This is a genomic window from Fructilactobacillus sp. X1R3C1 (genome assembly GCF_059901545.1).
The window spans coordinates 31,137-53,691 of sequence record NZ_JBWXUT010000003.1; the positions used below are offsets into that span (position 1 = coordinate 31,137).

The 22,555-nt window shown below is 40.3% G+C and carries 21 protein-coding genes and 1 tRNA gene; 3 read left to right on the plus strand and 19 right to left on the minus strand.

The window, feature by feature from the left end; translation table 11 throughout:
- Positions 1–810, plus strand: a complete 810-nt coding sequence (gene yidA, locus AC6UD8_RS04195; RefSeq protein WP_500699642.1) for a sugar-phosphatase — start codon at positions 1–3, stop codon at positions 808–810.
- 56 nt (positions 811–866) lie between these two features.
- On the opposite strand, the gene AC6UD8_RS04200 is transcribed toward yidA, so the two are convergent.
- The 16 genes from AC6UD8_RS04200 to trpS all read right to left on the minus strand — a co-directional run bounded on the left by AC6UD8_RS04200 (position 867) and on the right by trpS (position 16,493).
- A complete protein-coding gene (locus tag AC6UD8_RS04200) occupies positions 867–1,859 on the minus strand; it encodes a ribose-phosphate diphosphokinase (protein WP_500693994.1) in 993 nt (330 codons plus the stop codon).
- Between the two features lie 79 nt (positions 1,860–1,938).
- Positions 1,939–3,318 carry a bifunctional UDP-N-acetylglucosamine diphosphorylase/glucosamine-1-phosphate N-acetyltransferase GlmU gene (gene glmU, locus AC6UD8_RS04205; protein ID WP_500699641.1) on the minus strand — a complete coding sequence of 460 codons (1,380 nt, stop codon included), beginning with the start codon at positions 3,316–3,318 and terminating at the stop codon, positions 1,939–1,941.
- 24 nt (positions 3,319–3,342) lie between these two features.
- On the minus strand, positions 3,343–4,170 hold the full coding sequence (purR, locus tag AC6UD8_RS04210) for a pur operon repressor (protein ID WP_500699640.1): 828 nt from the start codon (positions 4,168–4,170) through the stop codon (positions 3,343–3,345).
- Between the two features lie 106 nt (positions 4,171–4,276).
- The gene (locus tag AC6UD8_RS04215; RefSeq protein ID WP_500699639.1) at positions 4,277–5,077 is read right to left on the minus strand and encodes a metal ABC transporter permease; all 801 of its coding nucleotides are present in this window, start codon (positions 5,075–5,077) and stop codon (positions 4,277–4,279) included.
- Entirely contained in the window at positions 5,070–5,768 is a 699-nt protein-coding gene (locus tag AC6UD8_RS04220) for a metal ABC transporter ATP-binding protein (protein ID WP_500693998.1), read from the minus strand. The genes AC6UD8_RS04215 and AC6UD8_RS04220 overlap by 8 nt, the downstream gene beginning before the upstream one ends.
- 209 nt (positions 5,769–5,977) lie before the next feature.
- Entirely contained in the window at positions 5,978–6,208 is a 231-nt protein-coding gene (locus AC6UD8_RS04225; protein ID WP_500693999.1) for a Veg family protein, read from the minus strand.
- 72 nt (positions 6,209–6,280) lie between these two features.
- Complete coding sequence (gene rsmA, locus AC6UD8_RS04230; protein WP_500699638.1) at positions 6,281–7,171, minus strand: 16S rRNA (adenine(1518)-N(6)/adenine(1519)-N(6))-dimethyltransferase RsmA; 891 nt, start codon at positions 7,169–7,171, stop codon at positions 6,281–6,283.
- A complete protein-coding gene (gene rnmV / locus AC6UD8_RS04235; protein WP_500694001.1) occupies positions 7,164–7,733 on the minus strand; it encodes a ribonuclease M5 in 570 nt (189 codons plus the stop codon). Before rnmV ends, rsmA begins: the two co-directional genes overlap by 8 nt.
- 1 nt (position 7,734) lies before the next feature.
- Positions 7,735–8,508, minus strand: a complete 774-nt coding sequence (locus AC6UD8_RS04240; RefSeq protein WP_500699637.1) for a TatD family hydrolase — start codon at positions 8,506–8,508, stop codon at positions 7,735–7,737.
- A 60-nt stretch (positions 8,509–8,568) separates the two neighbouring features.
- A complete protein-coding gene (gene metG / locus AC6UD8_RS04245; protein ID WP_500699636.1) occupies positions 8,569–10,611 on the minus strand; it encodes a methionine--tRNA ligase in 2,043 nt (680 codons plus the stop codon).
- Between the two features lie 66 nt (positions 10,612–10,677).
- Positions 10,678–11,526: a DUF72 domain-containing protein gene (locus tag AC6UD8_RS04250; protein ID WP_500699635.1), complete on the minus strand. Its 849-nt coding sequence runs from the start codon at positions 11,524–11,526 to the stop codon at positions 10,678–10,680.
- A gap of 8 nt (positions 11,527–11,534) precedes the next feature.
- Positions 11,535–12,245 carry an NAD-dependent protein deacylase gene (locus AC6UD8_RS04255; protein ID WP_500699634.1) on the minus strand — a complete coding sequence of 237 codons (711 nt, stop codon included), beginning with the start codon at positions 12,243–12,245 and terminating at the stop codon, positions 11,535–11,537.
- Between the two features lie 9 nt (positions 12,246–12,254).
- The gene (locus AC6UD8_RS04260; protein WP_500699633.1) at positions 12,255–13,226 is read right to left on the minus strand and encodes an IpaB/EvcA family protein; all 972 of its coding nucleotides are present in this window, start codon (positions 13,224–13,226) and stop codon (positions 12,255–12,257) included.
- A complete protein-coding gene (locus tag AC6UD8_RS04265; RefSeq protein ID WP_500699632.1) occupies positions 13,213–14,478 on the minus strand; it encodes a hydroxymethylglutaryl-CoA reductase, degradative in 1,266 nt (421 codons plus the stop codon). The genes AC6UD8_RS04260 and AC6UD8_RS04265 overlap by 14 nt, the downstream gene beginning before the upstream one ends.
- 8 nt (positions 14,479–14,486) lie before the next feature.
- Entirely contained in the window at positions 14,487–15,422 is a 936-nt protein-coding gene (locus AC6UD8_RS04270) for a Ppx/GppA phosphatase family protein (protein WP_500694008.1), read from the minus strand.
- A gap of 51 nt (positions 15,423–15,473) precedes the next feature.
- On the minus strand, positions 15,474–16,493 hold the full coding sequence (gene trpS, locus AC6UD8_RS04275; RefSeq protein WP_500694009.1) for a tryptophan--tRNA ligase: 1,020 nt from the start codon (positions 16,491–16,493) through the stop codon (positions 15,474–15,476).
- A gap of 307 nt (positions 16,494–16,800) precedes the next feature.
- Between trpS and helD the strand changes: the two genes are divergently transcribed.
- On the plus strand, positions 16,801–19,113 hold the full coding sequence (gene helD, locus AC6UD8_RS04280) for an RNA polymerase recycling motor HelD (protein WP_500699631.1): 2,313 nt from the start codon (positions 16,801–16,803) through the stop codon (positions 19,111–19,113).
- A gap of 56 nt (positions 19,114–19,169) precedes the next feature.
- On the opposite strand, the gene AC6UD8_RS04285 is transcribed toward helD, so the two are convergent.
- Positions 19,170–19,242, minus strand: a tRNA-Thr gene (locus AC6UD8_RS04285).
- Positions 19,243–19,312: 70 nt separating this feature from the next.
- On the opposite strand from AC6UD8_RS04285, the gene AC6UD8_RS04290 reads away from it, so the two are divergent.
- On the plus strand, positions 19,313–20,206 hold the full coding sequence (locus tag AC6UD8_RS04290) for a metal ABC transporter solute-binding protein, Zn/Mn family (protein ID WP_500699630.1): 894 nt from the start codon (positions 19,313–19,315) through the stop codon (positions 20,204–20,206).
- A 35-nt stretch (positions 20,207–20,241) separates the two neighbouring features.
- Here AC6UD8_RS04290 and AC6UD8_RS04295 read toward each other — a convergent pair whose 3' ends face one another.
- Both AC6UD8_RS04295 and AC6UD8_RS04300 read right to left on the minus strand, forming a co-directional pair.
- The gene (locus AC6UD8_RS04295) at positions 20,242–21,012 is read right to left on the minus strand and encodes a DUF4811 domain-containing protein (protein WP_500699629.1); all 771 of its coding nucleotides are present in this window, start codon (positions 21,010–21,012) and stop codon (positions 20,242–20,244) included.
- Positions 21,012–22,493 (minus strand): MDR family MFS transporter, encoded by a 1,482-nt coding sequence (locus AC6UD8_RS04300; RefSeq protein WP_500694013.1) that lies wholly within the window; start codon positions 22,491–22,493, stop codon positions 21,012–21,014. The genes AC6UD8_RS04295 and AC6UD8_RS04300 overlap by 1 nt, the downstream gene beginning before the upstream one ends.
- Positions 22,494–22,555: the final 62 nt, after the last annotated feature.

The window sequence follows — 22,555 nt, forward strand, 5'->3', positions numbered from 1 at the left end:
ATGGATATCAAATTAATTGCCATCGATATCGACGGCACCCTATTAAACGAAAAAAATCAATTAGCAAAAGCAACCATCGAAGCTATTACTAAAGCCTGCAATCAAGGCATAAAAGTGGTCCTTTGTACCGGACGCCCCATTACTGGCGTAAAGCCATACCTTGATAAGCTGGGAATTGACGGAGACGACGAATACGCCATCACTTATAATGGTGCCCTAGTCGAAACGGTTAGTGGTAAAGTGTTAATCAAAGAAACGGTTAAGTATGATGACTTTTTAGAAATTGAAATGATGTCACGAGAAATGGGCGTCCACTTCCAAATCGAAACGGTTGATTCCATTACCACTACCAATCGTGATATTAGTCCCTTTTCCGTTGAAGAAAGCCATCTTGTTTCGATGCCCATCAAATATCGAACTCCTGGCGAAATCACCCGTGACGTCAACATTTACAAACTGATGTACGTCGATTATCCGGACAAGATTACCAAAGCAAAGGGCAATCTACCAAAATCAATCTACGACCGAATGAGTGTCGTTCAGAGTTCACCGGTCTTTCTTGAGTTTATGAACTCAAATTCAAGTAAAGGCAATGCCTTACGGGATCTTTCCGAAAAGCTTGGTTTAAAGCCAGATAACGTCATGGCCATTGGCGATCAAGGGAATGATATTTCGATGATCAAGTTTGCGGGACTGGGAGTGTCCATGGGTAACGGAATCGATGAAGTTAAAAAGAACGCCCAATTTGTTACTAAACCTAATTCAGAAGATGGGGTAGCATACGCCATCAATAAGTACGTTAATCAATAACAAACGAGCGCAAAAAAATAATCTTAGCATTTTAAGCTAAGGTTATTTTTTATCTATTACTTTTTCTCATCATCCTTACCGTAGTCAAACCGATGACTAAACAGCGGACTAACGGGACGATTTTCGTTAATTCTAGTAATTGCGTCTCCAATTAATGGTGCAACTGAAATTTGTTTGATCTTGTCAATTTTTTTATAATCGGGTAACTGAATGGAATCAGTCACAACCAGTTTCTTAATTGGCGAAGCTTCGATTCTTTCGGTTGCTGGCCCTGATAAGACGGGATGAGTACAGCATGCATAAACTTCTGAAGCACCAGCATCCATTAAGGCTTGCGCACCCTTCGTAATGGTTCCAGCTGTATCAATCATATCGTCAATCATGATACAACGTTTCCCCTTTACATCCCCAATGATGTTCATAACTTGAGCAACGTTGGCTTTTGGGCGACGCTTATCAATAATAGCAATTGGAGCCTTTAAAAACTCAGCCATGGCACGAGCTCGACTCACCCCACCATGATCAGGTGAAACAACTACCGCGTCTTTTGCGAGTCCGTTCTTGATGAAGTAGTCAGCAAGGAGCGGTGCCCCCATCAAATGATCAACGGGAACATCAAAGAATCCTTGAATTTGAGCAGCATGTAAATCAAGGGCTACCAAACGTGTGATTCCATCTTTTTCCAGCATGTCTGCCACTAACTTAGCGGTAATTGGTTCACGACTTCGTGCTTTTCGATCTTGTCTAGCGTAACCATAGTATGGAATAACCACGTTAATGGTTTTGGCACTTGCTCTTCTTAAAGCATCGATCATGATTAATAATTCCATTAAATTATCATTAACGGGATCAGAAGTTGATTGGATAATATAAACGTTATCGCCACGAATGCTTTCTTCAATATTAATTTGAATCTCACCATCGCTAAAGCGACTGACGGAAGCTTTTCCCAAGGGAACTCCCACTCGTTTAGCAATCTTTTCTGCAAGCGGACGATTTGAATTTAAAGAAAAAATCTTTAATTTTGGATCAGCATACTTTTCAGCCATTATAACCCCCACATTTTTTTCCTACCTAATCAATTCCATTATATTATTTTCAGAAAACAATTTCACTATTTAGCTCAAATTAATTAGCGCCTTTAAAGGGAAGCTTTTTATAATAACCCGGCTTGTTAGTTTGGCGCTCTCTAGCAATTCCCATGTCATACTGATCCATGTCGTCGGTAATGGTCGAACCAGCCGCAATAAAGGTATGATCAGCGATGTGGACTGGGGCGATCAAGTTGGAATTACTTCCAATAAAAGAATCATCACCAACTGTCGTAGTGTGCTTATGAGCTCCATCGTAATTCGCAAAAATCACTCCGCAACCAATATTAATGTGTTTACCAAGTTTAGCATTGCCAACATAAGTCAGATGACCCATCTTGGTTCCCTCACCAATGGTGGAACTTTTAACCTCACAGAAGTTACCAATGTGAACATTCTTTTCAATCTTAGCGCCTGGTCTTAAATGACTATCGGGTCCGATATCAGAGCCGGACATCATCTCAGAATCTTCAATTACCGAAGAGAAGACCTTAACGTTATCATGAATTTTACTACCAGAAATTTTAGAGTGGGCACCAATGATACAGTTACTACCGATTTCCGTCCCATTTTGAAGTTGAACTCCTGGTTCAATAATGGTATCCTGACCAATTTTAATGTCACTATCAATATAGGTATCATCGGGATTAACAATCGTAACACCATTTTGCATGTGCTGACGATTAATCCGGGCTTGCATAATTTGAGTGGCACGGGCCTGAGCGACCCGATCGTTTACACCCATCGATTCATTAAAGTTCGCCATCTTGTAGGCAGCAATTGTGTGACCCTCATTTTTTAAAACTTCAATGGCATCAGTTAAATAATATTCACCCTGAGCGTTATCGTTATTAATTTTGTGCAAAGCCTCAAATAACGAATGATTATCAAACACGTAAACGCCAGTGTTAATCTCATGAATGCCTTGCTCTTCCGGCGTGGCATCCTTTTGCTCCACAATCTTTTCAACAATCCCAATGTCATTTCTAACAATCCGGCCATAACCAGTCGGATCAGGAGCTTTAGACGTCAAAATGGTCGCGGTGGCCTTTTTTTGTTCGTGATACTCAAAGAGTTGCTTAAGAGTAGAGGAGGTAAATAATGGAGTATCACCACTAATAACTAACGTCTCACCATCTGAGTTCTTTAAAAGTCCTTCAGCTCGTGCAACGGCATCGCCAGTCCCAAGTTGTTTATCTTGGACGACGTACTCACAACGATTGCCAAGTTCGTTTTCCACATCTTCAGCACCGTAACCAACAATCGTAATGATGTTATCCATATCTAACTTGGATACCTGCGTCAAAACATGGTCAACCATTGATTTCCCACAAATTCGGTGGAGAACTTTATATAACTTGGACTTCATCCGGGTGCCCTTACCAGCCGCTAAAATAATCGTATTCTTTGAACTCATTTTTGTTCCCCTTGTAATTAATTTTTAATTTGTACTCCCAAAAATTTTTTGGGCATAATTGCCAGGTTTAATCTCAATCTGATCATCTTTAATATCCATTTTAAGTAATGAAGTAAAATCAGTAACCTTTCTGTGACCTGGGTCATCGGTTTCAACAAAAACCGTACTGCCCACTAGATGACAATCGAACTCATCAATCAGGGACGTCAGACCAGAAATCGTTCCACCACCACGCAAAAAATCATCAACAATCAAAACGTTAGAACCTGGCTTCAGGCTTCTTTTTGAGATTGTCATTCGTTTAACTTCTTGACTAGATGCCGAAACGTAGTTAACACTCACGGTCGACCCCTCAGTAATTTGAGAGTCGTGCCTAGCAATTACCAGTGGCACATTTAAATACGTGGCAGAAGCTTCGGCAACTGGAATTCCTCTCGTTGCCACCGTTAGTACTGCGTCAACTTTCTGAAACAGGTATTGGGTGGCAATGATCCGCCCAATGGTTTTCAACTTCTCCGGTTGGCCTAAAATATCGGACATATAAACATAACCACCAGGAAGATAACGATCGTTATCGTTTAAGATGTCAGAGACCTCTTTAATAAACTGATCAGCCGCCTCTTTTAAAATGTATGGCGTAAATTTGGCGCCCCCAGAAGCTCCGGGAACGGTCTCAACCAGACCAATCCCACGTTGTTGAAATACTTGCTTCACAATGGCTAAGTCCTCACTAATGGAAGATTTAGCAGAATTGTAGCGCTTAGCGAAAAAAGTTAATGGTACTAATGTATGAGGACGGTTTAATAGATAGTTTGTCATATCTACTAATCGTTCACTTCTTTTAAATTTCATGCTTTCACCTCGTCATAAATTGGCACACAAGGAAATTTTAGCATAAATGTTCGTGTTTTACTTCACTTTATCGAAAAAAGAGTAAAAAAAGAGGGACTAAATCAAATTAGCCCTCCCTAAAGTGATTATAAATCAGTGATCCAAAGTAAATGGCAACCTCAATAACAGCAATAAAGAAACTGACCGGCCAGTTCGTGTAATATCCAAGCGTTAATCCGGCCCAAACTCCGATCAAACCAAAAACAATGGCCAGTCCAATCATTTTTCCGACTGAATGGGCAAAGTATTTAGCACTCGCAGCTGGCAAAGTCAAAAGGATAAAAATCAAAAGTGCCCCGACAATTTGAGCAGCCACGGAGACACTTAAGGCCAGCATCACTAGGAAAATCAATGAGAGGATTCCACTTGGAATTTTCTGGGCTCTGGCTCCCACTGCATCAAACGAATCAAACTTTAAGTCCCGATAAATACATAGGGTCACGATTAACACAATCACCGACAACCAAATCATCTGGTGGACCTCAGCGGCACTGATTCCGACAATACTTCCGAACAAGATATTGGTTGCATAACTAGCACTACTGTTTGAAAGGGCTAAAAATAAGACTCCCAGTCCAATAAAGAGGGCCGAAACAGCACTGATGGTATCTTCTCGTCTTTCGGCAACGGAGCCAGCACTCATTCTCCCAACGAGAACCGAACTAATGGTGGTAAAGAGTAGCATCCCGTTTAACGGACTAATCCCAACAAACATTCCAAAGGAAGCTCCAGCAAACCCAATCTCAGATAAAGTGTGGGTCAGAAACGGCATGTTTCTTGAAACGACAAACACCCCGATGACCCCACAGACCACCGCAATGATGGTACTGGCTAAAAAGGCATTACGCATAAATTCAAAACTAAACATCGGCTTGCCCCTTCCAAAATTCTTCAACATTTAAGTTCTTAATTGGTCCAAATTCATAATTATCAGGACGCAAAAACAGGTATTCGTTTGCGAACTTCTTTGCTAACGGAATGTCATGTGTGACAAAGATGACGGTTAAGTCCCTTTTGACGTTTAGATCGGAAACCACATTAAGCAGGTTCTCCTTGGCCTCTGGGTCAAGACTGGCCGTCGATTCATCCAAAATCAAAAGATCGGGTTTCACTACCAGCGCCTGTGCCAGATAAGCCCGCTGTTTTTCCCCGCCGGAAGTTCTTCCTAATGGTTCTTTGGCAATATCAGTTAGGTTAGTCTCAGTTAGGACCTGATTTAACGTTTCACGATCTTTTCTTGAAAGCCACGGTAGTTTAAACCCACTAAAAGCTAGAGCAACAAAGTCTTTTACCGACAACGGATATTCGGTATCAATATTTCTAAACTGGGGCACATACCCAATCTTGACCTGAGAACGATCCGGGATAAACTGAACCTTTCCACTGGTGGGCTTCAATTGACCAAGAATCACTTTGATCAAGGTGGTCTTCCCTACTCCATTCTGGCCTACAATACTTAAAAAACTACCACGTTTCACGTTAAAGCTCAAATCACTTAAAACGTGTTTATCCGCAAAATTAACGGTTAAATTTTCTACCTTTAAAACTAAGTCATCCATCTTTAAACTCCTACCATTTCGAACTTCAATAGTACTAACGAAGCTTACTAACTAATCAATAGTTCTCAACTAATATAACACTGTTATCTTAAGACATGCAACTAACAACTCGGGGAAATCATGGATTATCTTGACTAATTTAAATGCCCTTATTATCTTACAGACTACTAATAATATAAAGCAAAAAAAAAGACCTTTCGGTCAATTCATTAAACAAAGTTAATCTCGATGTTCTTGGTTAAAATATCAGTATAACTGTATGATACTTGTCCTAACTTCTCGTCTGGATCAAGTGTAATTAAAAATACAGCGGGAAATGTCTCAGCCAGAACTCCATCATATTCGTTAGTTCGTTTTCTTCCGGCTTGTGCAGTTACATGGATTTCCTGTCCAATGTGATTATCTAGAAATAATTTAATCTTAGATAGACTAGTTGGCATCATCAATCACCTCGCGTGGTACTATTATACATTAAAATCAATATAATGTAAAGGTAATGGGTAAATAGCCTGTTATGCCAGCAATCCACTTACGTGAAACTGATTTGCCATTTTCACAAATTGATCAACCGATAACTGTTCGGGACGGTCTGACTTATTAATGCCTAACCGTTTTAAATCCTGTTCAATTTGTTCTTTTACCTCAGGTTTCTTTCCAAAAATACCCTGCAAATTATTCCAGAGTGTCTTTCTTCGGTGCATGAAACATCCATGCGCAAAGCCAAAGAAAGCTTTTTCATCGTAAGCAATCATCTTTTTATCTGTTTTCGGGGTTAACTTGACCACCGCAGAATCAACTTTTGGTGAGGGAATAAAGGACTTGGCCGATACATTAATTGCAATCTCAACGTTTTCTAGATACTGAGTGATAACCGTCAAAGCCCCATAGTCGCGATTGCCCGGCTTTGCGCTAATTCGTTTTGCCACTTCTTTTTGCATCATCAACACCGTTGAATCAAATTTAACGTTGCCCTTTAAAATATCCATCAAGATTGGTTTGGTGACATAGTAAGGCAAATTAGCCACAACTTTTAGGTGGTGTTTTACATCAAAGTTTTCTTTAATTAATTTTGGCAGATTAGCCTTCAAGAAGTCTTCATTAATAATTTTAATGTTGTCATAGGGACTGAGAGTTTCATCTAAGATTGGGAGAAGATTCTCGTCAATTTCAAAGGCCATCACGGCGTGAGCTGATTGAGCAATTTGTTCAGTTAATGCCCCAATGCCAGGTCCAATTTCAATTACATCATCGGCTTCTGATATTTGGGCAACTGCAACGATTTCTTTTAAAACTCCAAGATCGTTCAAGAAATTTTGCCCCAAGCTTTTCTTCGCATTTAAACGGTATCGGTTCAAGATGGCCTGGGTCCGAGCTGGACTGCCGATTGCAGGAACTTTACTCATCTAATCCCTCCTTATCATCAAGTTGCTTTAATGCATTGTTAAACTGTTTTTTCGTGATGCCAAACATTCGTAATCTTTTTTGCATTTGTTTAGCGTTAACATACCCCAAATGAAGCAATTCACCAAGTTCCAGTCGGCGTTCCTTGGCTTCTTTCGTTCCTACTAAACCAGCTTGAATCAAATCCCGCTTGCTAATGACTTCTGGATTCTCATCGCTTTCGGTGTACACTTCAGACAAGGCATTCCGAATTGCTTTTGGACTAGCATGCTCAACTCCAAGGGATCCCTTCTGTGTATCAGGAACTGCTTCCGACTTTTTCAAAAAGGCATGCTTTGCTTCTGGAATCTCATCTGAAATTATTTTTCTGATTTTTTCCCCAGAAAAATCTGGATCAGTAAAAACGATGATTCCACGGGTTTGTGCCAACCGATCAATTAGATCGAGGGTCTCATCCGAAATCGCAGAGCCCCGGGTTTCAATCGTATCAGCATCAACGGCTCGTTGAATTTGTTTGGTATCATCTTTTCCTTCCACCACAATTACTTCTTTAATTCTTTTCATTTTAATTATCCAATCCAAATATTCGATTCGTATTTTCGTACGTCGCCTTTGCGACCACATCAGGATCAATGTCTTTAAATTTGGCAACTGCTTCTAGGGTATACAAAGAATAAGCCGGTTCATTTTGTCGTCCGCGAAACGGCTCTGGCGTTAAATACGGGGCATCCGTTTCCACTAGAATCTTATCCAGCGGAGTTAAACGAGCGGCTTCATGAACCTCTTTGGTTTTCTTGAAGCTCACGACCCCACTGTATGAAACCACCATCCCTAAATCAACGAATTTCTTCATCCATTCACTATCTCCGTTAAAACTGTGGATAATGCCACCGACTTCACCAATATTTTCATCTTTTAAAATCCGATAAACATCCTCAAAGGCATCCCGGTTATGAACTGAGATTGGTAAATGCATGTTTTTGGCAATTTCAATTTGTCGCCGAAAGACTCGTTCTTGCACGTCTTTCGGTGTGACATCTTGAAAATAATCCATTCCAATCTCACCCACAGCGACAACTTGCGGATTTTCTAGTTGCTTTTCGAGCAGTTCTTCCTGCTCGTGATTGTAATTCATAGCGTCTTCTGGATGCCATCCAATAATTGAATACAGATTGTCGTACTGAGCTGAAAGCTCCAAGGAACGCTCATTTAGCTCAGTATTGGACCCGACGTTAGCCATTCTAACAACACCAAGTCTTTTGGCGTGTCGAACGTAGCCCTCAATATCATTTTGGAATGGTTGATCGTTTAAATGAGTGTGGGAATCAAATATTTTCATTGACTATTCCTTTCATAATCGAAAAAGTTTCACTAATCATTGACTAGTGAAACTTTTTTACTACTCTAAAGTACTGCCATTATCTAAAGTTTGGTCAACAGTTGCTACTTTAATTGAACCGTCCTTTTGTTCAGCGGACAAAATCATTCCCTGACTTAACTCACCACGAAGTTTCTTTGGCTTTAAGTTAGAAACAATGATCACTTTTTTACCAATTAACTGTTTAAAATCTGGATACCACTTGGCAATTCCAGAAACAATCTGACGGTCACCGTCATCGCCAGCATCAAGTTGAAACTTCAATAATTTGTCTGCGTTTTCAACTTTAGCAACGTTTTTAATTTCTGCGACCTTTAATTCAACTTTTTCAAAATCACTAAAGTCCAAGGTCTTCTTCTCTGACTTCAAAATCGTTTTTTCTGGGTCAAAAGCTTTCTTTTGGTCAGCACGTTTCATTGCTGAACGACCCTTTGTTTTGTCAGATTGAGTCATCTGATCCTTAATGAATCTAACTTCAACGTCGCGATCTAAACGAGGGAAAATTGGTTCACCATTCTCAATTACCTTTTGTTTTTCAGGAAGTCCAGAAAGAGCGGCATTCTTGATATCAAACCCATCCATCTGATCAAGACCTAATTGACGATACATTTCATTCGCCGCATTTGGCATGATTGGACTTACTAAGATTGCAATCAAGCGCAGACTGGCAACCAAATGACTCATGACGTTTGCTAATTTAACTTGGTCATCTGCGTCATCCTTGTTCTTAGCCAAGGTCCATGGCTCGGTCTGATCGATGTACTTGTTGGTTTGAGAAACTAATTTCCAAATCTCAGCCAAGGCATCAGATAAATGAGTGTCATTCATTAACCGTTTAAATTCTGAAACGGTTGTTTTAGCAATTTTTTGTAAATCAACACTCGGTTGATCATCAGAATCATGATATGAAGGTGTTACGCCATCTTCGTATTTATTGACCATTGCAATCGTTCGGTTCAACAAGTTACCAAGGTCATTAGCTAGGTCATAGTTAACCCGATCAACAAAGTCTTCAGGAGTAAAAATCCCGTCACTTGCAAACGGAATTGCTCTAATCAGATAGTATCTGGTAGCGTCTAATCCATAACGATCGATTAACGTCTCAGGATAAATTACGTTGCCCTTTGACTTGGACATCTTTCCGTCCTTCATGGTCAGCCAGCCGTGGCCATAAATTTTCTTTGGCAGTGGGAGACCAAGGGCGTGAAGAATAATTGGCCAATAAATGGTATGGAAACGAACGATTTCTTTTCCAACCATCTGTAGATCAGCTGGCCAAAATTTCTTAAACAACTCGTCATTATCACTGTCATAACCAAGGGCAGTGATATAGTTTGACAAAGCATCAATCCATACGTAAACCACGTGCTTAGGATTTGACTTAACGGGAACTCCCCACTTAAAGGTGGTTCTCGAAACCGCTAAGTCATCCAAACCTGGTTTTAAGAAGTTGTTAACCATTTCGTTCATTCTAGAATGCGGCTCAATGAAGTCAGGATGCTCTTTGTAGTAATTCATTAACCAATCAGAATATTTACTCATCTTAAAGAAGTAACACTCTTCGTTAACAAGTTGAACTTCGTGTCCAGATGGGGCTTTTCCGCCAATCACGTTGCCTTCAGCATCACGATAAACCTCTGCTAATTGTGATTCGGTAAAGTATTCTTCGTCTGAAACCGAGTACCATCCCGAATACTGTCCAAGATAGATGTCACCTTGGTCTTGTAACGTTTGAAATATTTTTTGCACGGCTTTTACGTGCTTATCATCAGTGGTTCTGATGAAATCGTCGTTAGAAATATCTAAATTAGCCCACAAGTCAGATATTTGAGTGGCCATCTTATCAACGTAACTTTTAGGATCAACACCCAACTTTTCTGCTTTTTGTTCAATTTTTAGTCCATGTTCATCGGTTCCGGTTAAATAAAACACGTCGTAGCCAGATTCCCGCTTAAAACGAGCCAGTGCGTCACAGGCAACCGTCGTATAAGCGTTCCCGATGTGTAACCTTCCTGATGGATAATAAATTGGTGTTGTAATGTAATATGTTGGTTTTTCAGCCATCCCAATTCGCTCCTTTATTCCTATCGTACAAATTAAATCGTACCAATATTATACTACTTTTGCCCTTTAAAATAGATCGAGTTGCATGGGAGCTAACCCACCAAAGTTCAATCCTAAAATCTTTTTTAACTGAAGGGCATTGTCAGCCGCATCATGACCAGAATTGTTATTAAAAATGACGCAAACTACCTTAGCTTTTTGGCGTAGATCATCAACAACTTCGGCAAAATGCTTTAATTCCTCTTCGTTATAACGGTACAGAGTCCGTTTCTTACGCCACTGGGAGCTCTTTTCAAACCAGCCCTTTTGGTTTTGACCGTGCAGTCGAAGCATGACGAAATTCTTATCCGTAACAACGGGTTCAAAGGGCACGCCATCTGACAGGTTATGGGGCTCGTCAGCGATCACTTCACTCATTTTGAGGCTCTTTAGATAATCGTGGACATCATTTGAGATTTCATCACCATACCAGCTAGGATTTCGAAACTCAACTGAGATGGGTAAACTTCCCATCCACTCACGAACTAGTCGAAGGTACCTAATGTTATCATTGTTTAAACGGAAGTACGGTGGAAACTGAAATAAAACGGATGCCAACTGATTACCATCTACTAGTGGCGCAACCATCTCACCATACCGCATAAATTGCTCCCTTCTAACCTGCTCATTATCTTCACCAAACTGTGGCAAATGATGTTTGGTCATCAAATAATTGGCCTTTAAGATGAATTGAAAATTGTTTGGAACCTGCTTTTGCCAATTCTCCACCGTCTTAATCTTAGGGATGCCGTAAAACGGATTATCAACCTCAACAACGGGAAAATGTTCCGCATATTCTGATAAAGTAACTTTGCGATCTTCCCCATTAATCAGTGATGGATGATCAGACCAGGTTGTCAGTCCAATTAAAATCACGTTACCACCTATACTTTCAGTTTATCAAAGAAATCAACGGCATCTTCTTGCACCATGGTGAACGGAAACGGAAAATTAAGTGCCTCTTGGTTAATCGCAATCACATCGGCACTAGGATTACGGTAATCAAGTAATCCGGCAAACGGATAGACTCGCATTGAAGTCCCAACGATCACAATTAGATCACTTTGACTCATCAATCGAACACTATTTTCAATTGTTTGAGGATTAATTCCCTCACCATATAAAACAATGTTAGGGCGCAAAATTCCACCACAGTTTTGATGATACATACTCTTCATATATTCATGATAATCAACGTGTTTGCCACATTTTTGACAGTAAATATCATACAAGTTACCGTGAAACTCATTCAGGTTCTTTGCGTCAGCTTTTTCGTACAGATTATCAACGTTCTGAGTGATAATACTAGCCCGATTTTGACGGGTTAATTCCGCCTGCTTTTTGTGAATAACGTTGGGTTGAGCATCTGGATAGTACATGTTCTTTTTGACGTACTCGTAGAATACCTCAGGTTCATTTACTAAGCAGTCGTGACTCAAGTAATATTCCGCTGGTTTACTGCTCTTGTCATTCGTATACAATCCGCCCTTAGAACGATAATCGGGAATTCCAGAAGGGGTAGAGATTCCGGCTCCCGTTAAAAATACGATGTTTTTAGCATTATCAAACTTTTCTTGAATATTATCTTGATTCATATTGTCACCTTATCTCAATAAATATGGAATCCGTAAGTCTTGATACAACTCTTTAACCGTCTTTGAATATAGTTCTTTGAAATAGTCTTCACTTGCCTTTTTACCAGCTGGACCACTTGTCACAAACGAATTTTGGTCATCCGATTTGGTAAAGCCCACGTACGCTCTTTTGTTAGTCTTGGTCTCCTTTAATTCTGAGTGATAAAGGTTAAAAACCTGTTTCACTTGCAAACCGAGTTGGCGCTTTGAGAAGACCGCCGTTAGCATCACAAAATCATTTAATTGTAAAGCTGGTAGTCCCCAGTTCTTCATTTGTTTGTCAAAATCACGGTATAGTTTGACCACATCGCGTCTGAGGGTAAATGGTGAGTCCACCGGCTTCTCAGCAAGCATTGCGTAAAGTTCCTTAGCGGCCTTTAAAGAAATGGGAAAACTCGTTTGAAATACGTCTTCGTACTGATCAAAGTGGTCGCCAAGAAAAATCATGGCATCCAAAATGGTCACTAATCGTAATGGCATTTCATCGTCGACCTTCCCAGACTCAGGGGTAATCGTCTGTCTGACACCCTTAACATATTCTTTTTCAATCGCTTCATCAACTAAACCGTGTTTTCGCTGTTCAGCATACACGACAAAGTGACACACATCATCGTACAATTCGGTTCCCATGTACATCAACTGTTCGTCAAGTTGCTTGTCACCACTAGTGAGTGGGAAATAAATTTGTGGGAACCCGCGCAAGGTCATTAACAAGTGTAACAACTCATGAGTAGCAGTAAAATCCGGTTCGGTTAGATCTCTAATCTGCACGTAAAGTCGATCACCATCTTGCACGACTTGCGCTTGGTCATGTCGCACATAACCGGACTTTAAGTTGCCAATAAATTGAACCTCAACATCCCCCGGAAAAAAGTGACTGACTTCGTTAATTAAGCCTTGCGTCGTCTTACTTAATTGCACATTATCATTATTTTCGGCCATCTGATCCAAACTTCCCTTCTATAATTTGTTTTGCGTTTTCTAAGTTTCTTTGATTTGTTGGTAATTTCTTTAATGCGTTAATCACCATGTCCAAGTTCTTACTGGAAGCTCCAGCAGACATGGCGAGTGATTTCATCTGAAGGTTCATGTGACCTCTTTGAATCCCATCGGTTACAAGCGCCTTTAGGGCTGCCAGGTTTTGTGCTAATCCCACAGAAGCAATCACCTCCATGAACTGCATGGCAGAGCTAACGTTTAAAATTTGATAGTTAATCCTACTCATTGAAAAGAGCCGAGTTGCACCACCAATGATTCCTGAGGGTACCGGAATGGTAATTTCTCCCTTTAATCCGTCAGGAGTAACTCGCCATTGACTAACTCCACGATACTGACCATCCCTTGCGGCATAGGAATGAACCGCACTTTCAACGGCGCGCCAGTCATTACCAGTGGCAACGAGAACCGCATCAATCCCATTCATGATCCCCTTATTGTGAGTTGCCGCCCGTTTTGGGTACTTATTTGCAATTAATGAGGCTTCTGCGATTTTTTCAGCAACGTTTTTTCCGTCCAATTGACCTCGTTTTAGGGCCCGAAACGGAACGGTTCCTGATGCTGTAACCAAATTTTTATCCCCATAATTCGATAAAATACTCATTAAAGATGATTGACTAGTGTTGATTTCAATGTATGTCGAAAGAGCCTCAAGCATCGAATTCATGATGTTAGCCCCCATCGCATCACCGACATCAACGAACAGTTCAATCACCAGATAATGATCGTAAAGAGGTGAGACGGTCAAATCGTGTATACCACCGTATTTATCAATTGTGGGATGAGCATCGTGTGCAACCTGCATTAATTTAACTCGATGAGTTTCAACCCATTCGGTAAATTGAACCGGATCCGAGACTCCTAAAATGACTTCACCAGTCAAGATGCGACTCTGAGACTTAGCCTGAATGCCGCCACCAACACGAAGCATGTTGGCGCCGTTACTAGCGGCCGCAATGACCGAGGGTTCTTCAATCACCATCGGAATTAAATGTTCGACTCCGTTAATTACAAAGTTAGTTGCAACCCCCTCTGGCAATCCGTAGTCGGTAAGGTAGTTTTCAATCATGTGGCTACTAGCATCTACGAAGTGACTTTCAATCACATCAAGTTGTGTTCGATCAAGATCGGCAAATTTGGCAACCTGCTGTAACCGTTTTTGATATGATTTTTTATAAAATCCATTAAAATCGTTCAAAATGACACCTATTTTCTAAAATGAGGACTATTCTCAATGTATTCATTAATCAGTCCCTCGCGCACGCCACCGTTTGAGAAAATGACCCGCTTGGAATCAATAAAATGCATCATGACAGTTAAACAAAGGGAACCACCAATGATGACGTCGGCACGGTCGTTTTCAAGCCCATTAATCTTTTGACGCTCAGCCAAAGTCTTACTCAGAAACATTTCCATCGTACTGTTGACCTGTTTTCTGGTTAACTGAAAATTTTGGATGTGATCAACATGGCTTAAATGTTGGTACTGCCGATTAATTCTTGCAATTGCGCGGGCAGCTCCACCAATCAAAACAATCGGATAATGAAGGGGCTTCTTAATCCAAGGAATCCGACTATACACTTCGATAACATAAGACTCAGCCGCAAATAAATCAGCTGGAGTCACCTGGTTAATCAAATGAAATTGTTCCGAAATTTTTACTGCCCCAATGGGAACGCTGATACAATGGATATCTTTTTGGTTTCTAACCTGAATAATTTCAACACTAGCACCACCAACATCCATCAAGAGATAATCTTTAACCGCCAATCGATCAGAGATTCCTAGATAATCATAGTAAGCTTCTTCCTTGCCGGTTAACACGCGGATCTTAATGTGAAGCTGCTTATAAACATTGTGTAAAAAATCCTTTTGATTTTGAGCTTGGCGCACCGCTGCCGTAGCAATGGCACGAACCACAACGTTTTTATACTTTGAATACTCTGACTTAAAGGATCGAAGCGCCGAGATCGTACGATTCATTGCAGTTATCTGTAAAATGTTATTTTGTCCGATTCCCTCAGACAATCTCGTATCGTTCTTAACGCGTTTAATCTCATGATAACTTCCATCGGAATCGATGCAATAAATTGCCATTCTGACTGAGTTTGAACCGATATCAATGATAACAAAGTTCTCCATTCGATTCTCCTCCTCAAGTATTTATTCATATTTGGTGCTATGACAATTTATCTACTTAAAATAATTAATCCCCATGGCATCGCGAACTTCTTCAAGGGTGTTTTCTGCAACAATGTTAGCCGCGTCGCTTCCGTCTTTTAAGACCCTGTACACATACTCAGGATCCTTAGCTAACTTTTCTCGACGTTGTCGAATTGGCTTGAGTTCATCTTGCAAAACTTCGTTTAAATACAACTTAATTTTAACATCTCCAAGACCACCGTGTTGATATTGCTTTTTAAGTTCACTAACTTTTTGCTTGTCGTGAGCGAAAATATCCAGATACGTAAAGACCGTGTTTCCTTCAACTTGACCTGGGTCATCAACGTGAACGTGCTTTGGATCCGTGTACATGGACATCACTTTTTTCTTAATGGTATCAGCATCGTCAGCAAGGTAAATGGCATTATTAAGCGACTTACTCATTTTGGCATTTCCGTCGAGGCCGGGAATGCGCCCCATGCCTTTCGGTGGAAAGAAACCTTGTGGTTCAACCAATACGTTCTTGTGATAGGCACTATTAAAACTTCTGACAATTTCCCTGGTTTGTTCAATCATTGGCTCTTGATCTTCTCCAACCGGAACCACGGTTGCCTTAAAGGCGGTGATGTCAGCGGCTTGACTGACCGGATAGATGAAGAAACCAGCTGGTACACTTTCACCAAAATTTTTCTGTTTAATCTCAGTTTTCACGGTCGGATTTCGTTTCAATCGGGAAACCGTTACTAAATTAAGATAAATCATGGTTAGTTCATTTAAGGCTGGGATCTGAGATTGGACAAAGATCGTTGATTGATTTGGATCAAGTCCGACCGCTAGATAGTCCAAGGCTACCTGCAGCAGACTGTTTTGAATCTTCTTTGGATCACGAGCGTTATCGGTCAAGGCCTGCATGTCAGCAATCATGATGAATGGGTCGTAGTTACCCGAATTCTGCAATTCTAAACGGCTCATTAACGAACCAACGTAGTGTCCAATATGAAGTTTTCCGGTTGGACGATCACCAGTTAACACGATTTCTTTTTTTGCCATAGTAATTTTCCTTTCTTTAATAAAAAACGTCCTATTGAATAATCAATAGGACGCCTTGCACGTGGTACCACCTAAATTGCAGAGATTTCTCTGCCACTTAAACTATAAGGTTGTTACCCATTATCCAGTTCGTGTCGTCTGACTAATCTCAGTAAACATAGCCTCTCTGTTATTTGACTCCACTACTTACTAAACTAAATACATATTAATTTCATTTTATGCGATTTATGACGGGTTGTCAAAGCACGAAAAAATTGACAGTACCGGCTTTTCAAATTAGAATTATTCACGAATTAAAGGGAGGAGTATGCACTTGAATAAGGATGAAAAAAACAAAGAGCAAGAGCGGGTCACCTGGGTTGGTTCCCAGTTGGACGAAAAAATCCAAGACACCCAAACCGAATATCAAAAAGCCAAGGCAGAAACTCAACGAGTTCAAAAAGACTACGGGACTAACACATCCGCAAATTATTTGGAAGCTGATGACCGAATCGAAACCAGCGCTGACCTGCAACAACAGCGAAGTTTAACTAACAAAGTGGTTGAGGATCAAGCCATTGTTGAGGGCCAACTAGCCACTTATCAGGACCTTAAAAAATCACCCTATTTTGGTCGAATTGACATCTCAGACGAGGGCTTTTCTGACGTTGATCACCTATACATTGGGAAGGTGTCTTTCATCGACAAAAACGGTGAATTCTTAATCTATGATTGGCGGGCTCCCATTTCAAGTGTCTACTATAATGGTACGCTTGGAAAAGTCACTTACGATACTCCCAACGGTAAACAAGCCACTGACCTTCTAAAGAAACGTCAATTCCAGATTAAAGACGGCAAGATCATCAACATGTTTGATACCAACGAAACGGTTGGTGACGAACTCTTACAGAGTGCCTTAAGTGATGAAAACAACGAAAAGATGCAAAACATCGTGGCTACCATTCAGCACGAACAAAATGACATTATTAGAGATACCACCAGTAATCTGTTGGTCGTTCAAGGAGTAGCTGGATCAGGAAAGACCTCAGCACTCTTACAACGGATTGCTTTTCTGTTATATCACAGTCGGGACTCTTTAAATGCTGACCAAATCCTACTCTTTTCTCCCAACCTTCTTTTTAGTAACTACATCAAGGACGTACTACCAAGTTTAGGGGAACGTAATATGCGTCAGGTTACGTTAGCTGAATTTTTTGCCCACCGACTTGAGGGCATGAAGGTTCAGACCCTTTTTCAACGTTACGAAGCTTCTGATCATGATTCTGATTCTAAACTTCGCGAATTCAAAAATAGTCAGAACTTCATTGATCAGATTGAAAACTACGTCCAAAATCTCACCTCTGATCAAATCAAGTTCGATGATATTCACTTTAATGGTGAAGTTTACTTTTCTAAAAAGGAAATTCGTGAGATTTACGCTAGTCTACCCAGTGGGATGACCAGTAGTGAAAAACTTCTGCAAACGAAGAACCGCTTAATCAAGAGACTGAAGAACCGTATTCACGATGAAACTAAGAAAAAATGGGTCGCTGACATTATCGACACCATGAGCGAAGAACAGTACCACAATCTTCTGGGAGAAAAACACTTAAATGACTTTGAGGAACTAGACGATGAACGAAACTACATTGCCACGCAACTAGTTAAAGATCGACTTAGTACCGTGTACGATGCTATCTACAACGATGAGTTTTTCGATCCGTACGTTCAATACGCCGATTTTCTTGACCACGTTAAGTTGCCTGAAAATGTTGAACCAGATGCTTTTAAACAAAGCAAAAATGATTTCCTAAATCACATTGAATTTCACCAAATTGGTTTGGACGACACTGCCCCATTACTGTATCTGAGGGATCGTTTCAGTGGGGAAAATAAAAACGTTAACATTAAATACCTCTTCGTCGACGAGATTCAGGACTACTCAATTGCCCAGATTATGTATCTCAAGCTCATTTTTCCGAGAGCTAAGTTCAACCTGATTGGTGATAGTGAACAGGCCATTTTCAAGGATGTCGAGTCAGCCCAAACGTTATTGGACAAGCTTAATGATGCCATCCCTAGTAAACATTCCCGGCTAATTCAGCTGAATCGTTCATACCGCTCAACCTATCCCATCACGTCCTTTGCCAAATCATTACTACCAGATGGAAATAACATCGAGGCCTTCAATCGAAATGGAGAAAAGCCTGAGCTAATCGTTAAAGATGGATCAGAAGAACTAACTAAAACCCTTTTTAATGTTATTAGTGACCAACTTAAAAAACACGAAACCGTCGCGGTCATTACTAGGGATGCCACATCGGCCAAACAAGTTTATCAAAAGGTCAACGCTCACTATGATGCTACATTATTAAAAGATAGTGACCGAGATATGACTTCACCAGTTGTCGTACTTCCCGTCTACTTGGCCAAGGGACTCGAATTTGATTCGGTCATTGCCTGGGACGTCTCAAAAAAGAATTACCCTGATCAGCACTCACTTGGAGTCCTTTACACAATTCTGACGCGAGCCATGCATTCGTTAACCCTGTTGTGTAAAGGCGAAGTTTCCCCGTTGATCCCCAAACAAGCCATCAGTGATAATTTAATTAAAGTCAGCAAAAATTCAACAGCTGAATAAAAAAACTCTCATTACGATTACGTAGTGAGAGTTTTAAACTATGAAAATAACCGATAAGCCATTCCCGGGAGTCGAACCCGGCACCTTTTCCTTACCATGGAAATGCTCTACCTACTGAGCTAGAATGGCATTCCTATTTTACCACACCAAAAATGGTACACTAGGATAGAATTCATAAAGATTAGAAAAGGACGATAATATGAAACGACATTTTAAACTTTCCCTCCTAGTCACTTGTCTCGTACTACTGATGATTCCACTCACAGCCTGTCACAAATCGGCAGCCAATGACCCAAAGAAAATTCAGATTGTGAGTTCGGTGAACTTCTATGGTGATGCTGCCCAACAAGTCGTCGGAAAGTATGGTCACAACACGTCCATCATCAATTCAGACGTTGATCCACACGACTTTGAACCAACAACTAACAACGCGAAAGAAGTTGCCAAGGCAAACGTGGTCATCTCAAATGGAATTGGTTATGACGATTGGATGAACGAATTAATTCAAAACGCTGGAAACGATCATCAACAAGACGTAAACGTTGGCAAATTGATGCATAAAAAAGATGGCGACAACGAACACATTTGGTATAAACCAACTACCATGGACCATTTGGTTGATCATCTAGTTACCGTCTACAGTAAGATTGATCCGGATCACCGTGGATATTTTGAGGAAAATGCGCAAACATACAAAAATGAATGGGGCCAAACGCAACGGTTAATCAAGCAGTTATCAAAGAATTCACACGGTCAATCAGTTGCTACCAGCGAGCCCGTCTTTGACTACTCACTTTCAGCCCTTGGTTACAAACTTAAGGACTACGGGTTCTCAAATGCGATCGAAAAGGGCGTCGATCCTTCAGTCAGTGACATTTCTAACCTGCAAAGTGACATGCGCAACCATAAGATTGCTTTCTTTGTTAATAACACTCAATCCGATAGCCCGGTGGTAACGCAAATGGTTAAGTACGCTAAAACACATCATGTTCCTATTTTAAACGTCTCAGAGACTGCTCCAAAGGGCCAGAATTACATGCAGTGGATGAACAATCAATACCAAGAACTTGAAAAAATCCAAAAACAGCAATAAAAAATGATGCTCAAAATTTGAGCATCATTTTTTATCTAGTTAACTTTTAAAGCTTGTTCCATTGCCTTTTGTTCCATCTGATTTTTAGCTTTGTTCTGCATTTGCGCCTTAAATTCATTCTCAGCTTGTTTTTGCAGCTTAGCTTGGTCCTTTGGTGACATCTTTGGATTTTCGGCCATAGCTTGTTGTATCTTAGCTGCTACAAACTGTTTCCCAGAAGCAGCCATCTGTTGCTGAGCTTCAGGATTTTGTTGTGACTGCTTCATTTGAGCAGCCTCTTGTTTCATGGCCTTCCCAAATGCTTTAGCTTGTTCAGGTGTGAATACCATGTAACCTGATTTTACGTGGAAAGTATTCGTACGTTTAATAAAGGCTTCTTTTTGAGCAAACATGAAGAAGACTTTGTAAAATTTATTTTTGTAGACCCAATCTTGTTTCTTCGTAACCAGTTTGTTTGAATCGCCACCTGGTTTGATTTCATTCGTAGTGTCAATCGCAGGTGTTACGGTTGGCTTCTTTTGACTTACATTCTTTTTGTAGATCACAACTTTATCATTAGTCTGACCAATCTTCTTATACAATATCATGTTGGCTTGATTGTTCACTGATGTAAACGAAGTGGTCTTAACCGTGGTCTTCTTTTCCATCCCAAAGTGATTGTGGTAATTGGCAATCATTAGACCAATCGTAATGATAATCAAAGTAGCAAATATAAGGCCTAAAGAGGTTGCCACTTTTTTATTAGCAATCAAATTCCACGTTAAGAAAAAGGCAATTACAAAAATAATTAGTAAGATAAATATCATTATTTTTTACCTCCCTTTTCAAAAACAGGATCTTCAGTAACATGACCCTTTTTCAACGCAAACGTCAAAAGAAAGGCAATTAATGAGATTAAGAATGCGACTCCAAAGGCTGCCATGTATCCTTTCAAATTAGCGTTAATTGCTCCAGCTCGATATGCCAATGGATTAATTTTAAGTAAGTGTTTTGCTGGCATATTATTGGTAGTAACGTTGGCTAGAATTGAAATCATAACGGCCGTTGAAATTGATCCACAAACCTGTCTAAAGGTATTGTTAGCAGCAGTTCCATGTCCCATTTCAGAAACTGGAAGAGCATTCATTCCAGATGTCGTTACTGGCATCATGGACATTGCCACCCCAAACATTCTAATCGCATACAAAATAACAACGTAAATGGTTGGAGTATCCTTTGTTAAAAATAAAAATGGAAAAGTTCCAACCGTCAATAAGAACAATCCACCCATTGCTAAACGACGGGCCCCAAACTTATCAAATAGTCTTCCAGTAATTGGGCTCATAAATCCGGTTAAAAGTGCTCCGGGTAATAGAGTCAATCCGGAATGAAAAGCACTCATCCCTCTAACAATTTGTAAGTAGAGAGGTAAGACCATTTCAACTCCGACCATTCCCATGAAGACCACCGCACTGACAATGGTTCCAAGTCGAAATTCACGTGATTTAAAAACATTTAAATTCAAGAACGGGTTCTTCATGACCAGTTGACGCCAGCCAAAGAGAATAATAAAAATGATTCCAATAATTAATCCCCAAATAACAGTTGGACTTCCCCAACCGTCATTTCCAACTGACGAGAATCCATAAAGTAAACTACCAAAACCAATGGTAGACAAAACTAATGAGAGATAATCTAGCTTACTCTTCTTAGTTGGAAGAACTGGTTTAACAAAAAACAGTCCTAAAACAATGACTATGGCAACAATGGGAGCAATAATCCCAAACAAATTTCGCCAAGATGAAGTATCAATCACCCATCCAGACAAAGTTGGCCCAATGGCAGGCGCTAAACCAACGACGATTCCAGCAAGTCCCATGGCAGTGCCCCGTTTTTCTGCTGGAAAAATTGACAACATGATAGTCTGAAGTAATGGCATGGCAATACCAACTCCAACACCTTGAATCAAACGTGATCCAAATAAAAACCAGAAGCTTGGAGCTATCCATGACCCCACCGTTCCAATCTCAAAGATGATCATTGCTGATAAGTACAGCCATTTAGTGTTAAAACGTCCACTCAACCAGGCACTAACCGGAATCAAAATTCCGTTAACCATCATAAATCCGGTGGTTAACCACTGAACGGTTGAGGTATTAACATTAAAGGCACGCATTAATGTTGGAAAAGCCGTTGACAAAATGGTTTGGTTTAAAACCGTACAAAAAGTTCCAACCAAAAGAATAATGACAAACATGGTTCGATTATACTTTTTGCCATTAGCATCAACAGCAGGAATATTATGCATTATATATGCCCCTTTCAAAAGCTTAATTAATTAATATTTGCTCAAAATTACAACACCAACTA

Excerpts from the sequence above, each read along its gene's own strand:
- AC6UD8_RS04300 (WP_500694013.1), bottom strand. The coding sequence starts at position 22,493 with ATGCATAATATTCCTGCTGTTGATGCTAATGGCAAAAAGTATAATCGA.
- AC6UD8_RS04290 (WP_500699630.1), top strand. The coding sequence starts at position 19,313 with ATGAAACGACATTTTAAACTTTCCCTCCTAGTCACTTGTCTCGTACTA.
- rnmV (WP_500694001.1), bottom strand. The coding sequence starts at position 7,733 with ATGAAAAGAATTAAAGAAGTAATTGTGGTGGAAGGAAAAGATGATACC.
- helD (WP_500699631.1), top strand. The coding sequence starts at position 16,801 with ATGCACTTGAATAAGGATGAAAAAAACAAAGAGCAAGAGCGGGTCACC.
- AC6UD8_RS04260 (WP_500699633.1), bottom strand. The coding sequence starts at position 13,226 with ATGGCCGAAAATAATGATAATGTGCAATTAAGTAAGACGACGCAAGGC.
- metG (WP_500699636.1), bottom strand. The coding sequence starts at position 10,611 with ATGGCTGAAAAACCAACATATTACATTACAACACCAATTTATTATCCA.
- AC6UD8_RS04200 (WP_500693994.1), bottom strand. The coding sequence starts at position 1,859 with ATGGCTGAAAAGTATGCTGATCCAAAATTAAAGATTTTTTCTTTAAAT.
- trpS (WP_500694009.1), bottom strand. The coding sequence starts at position 16,493 with ATGGCAAAAAAAGAAATCGTGTTAACTGGTGATCGTCCAACCGGAAAA.
- AC6UD8_RS04295 (WP_500699629.1), bottom strand. The coding sequence starts at position 21,012 with ATGATATTTATCTTACTAATTATTTTTGTAATTGCCTTTTTCTTAACG.
- AC6UD8_RS04225 (WP_500693999.1), bottom strand. The coding sequence starts at position 6,208 with ATGCCAACTAGTCTATCTAAGATTAAATTATTTCTAGATAATCACATT.
- purR (WP_500699640.1), bottom strand. The coding sequence starts at position 4,170 with ATGAAATTTAAAAGAAGTGAACGATTAGTAGATATGACAAACTATCTA.
- AC6UD8_RS04240 (WP_500699637.1), bottom strand. The coding sequence starts at position 8,508 with ATGAAAATATTTGATTCCCACACTCATTTAAACGATCAACCATTCCAA.
- rsmA (WP_500699638.1), bottom strand. The coding sequence starts at position 7,171 with ATGAGTAAAGTTCCTGCAATCGGCAGTCCAGCTCGGACCCAGGCCATC.
- AC6UD8_RS04215 (WP_500699639.1), bottom strand. The coding sequence starts at position 5,077 with ATGTTTAGTTTTGAATTTATGCGTAATGCCTTTTTAGCCAGTACCATC.
- glmU (WP_500699641.1), bottom strand. The coding sequence starts at position 3,318 with ATGAGTTCAAAGAATACGATTATTTTAGCGGCTGGTAAGGGCACCCGG.
- AC6UD8_RS04220 (WP_500693998.1), bottom strand. The coding sequence starts at position 5,768 with ATGGATGACTTAGTTTTAAAGGTAGAAAATTTAACCGTTAATTTTGCG.
- AC6UD8_RS04270 (WP_500694008.1), bottom strand. The coding sequence starts at position 15,422 with ATGGAGAACTTTGTTATCATTGATATCGGTTCAAACTCAGTCAGAATG.
- AC6UD8_RS04255 (WP_500699634.1), bottom strand. The coding sequence starts at position 12,245 with ATGAATCAAGATAATATTCAAGAAAAGTTTGATAATGCTAAAAACATC.
- yidA (WP_500699642.1), top strand. The coding sequence starts at position 1 with ATGGATATCAAATTAATTGCCATCGATATCGACGGCACCCTATTAAAC.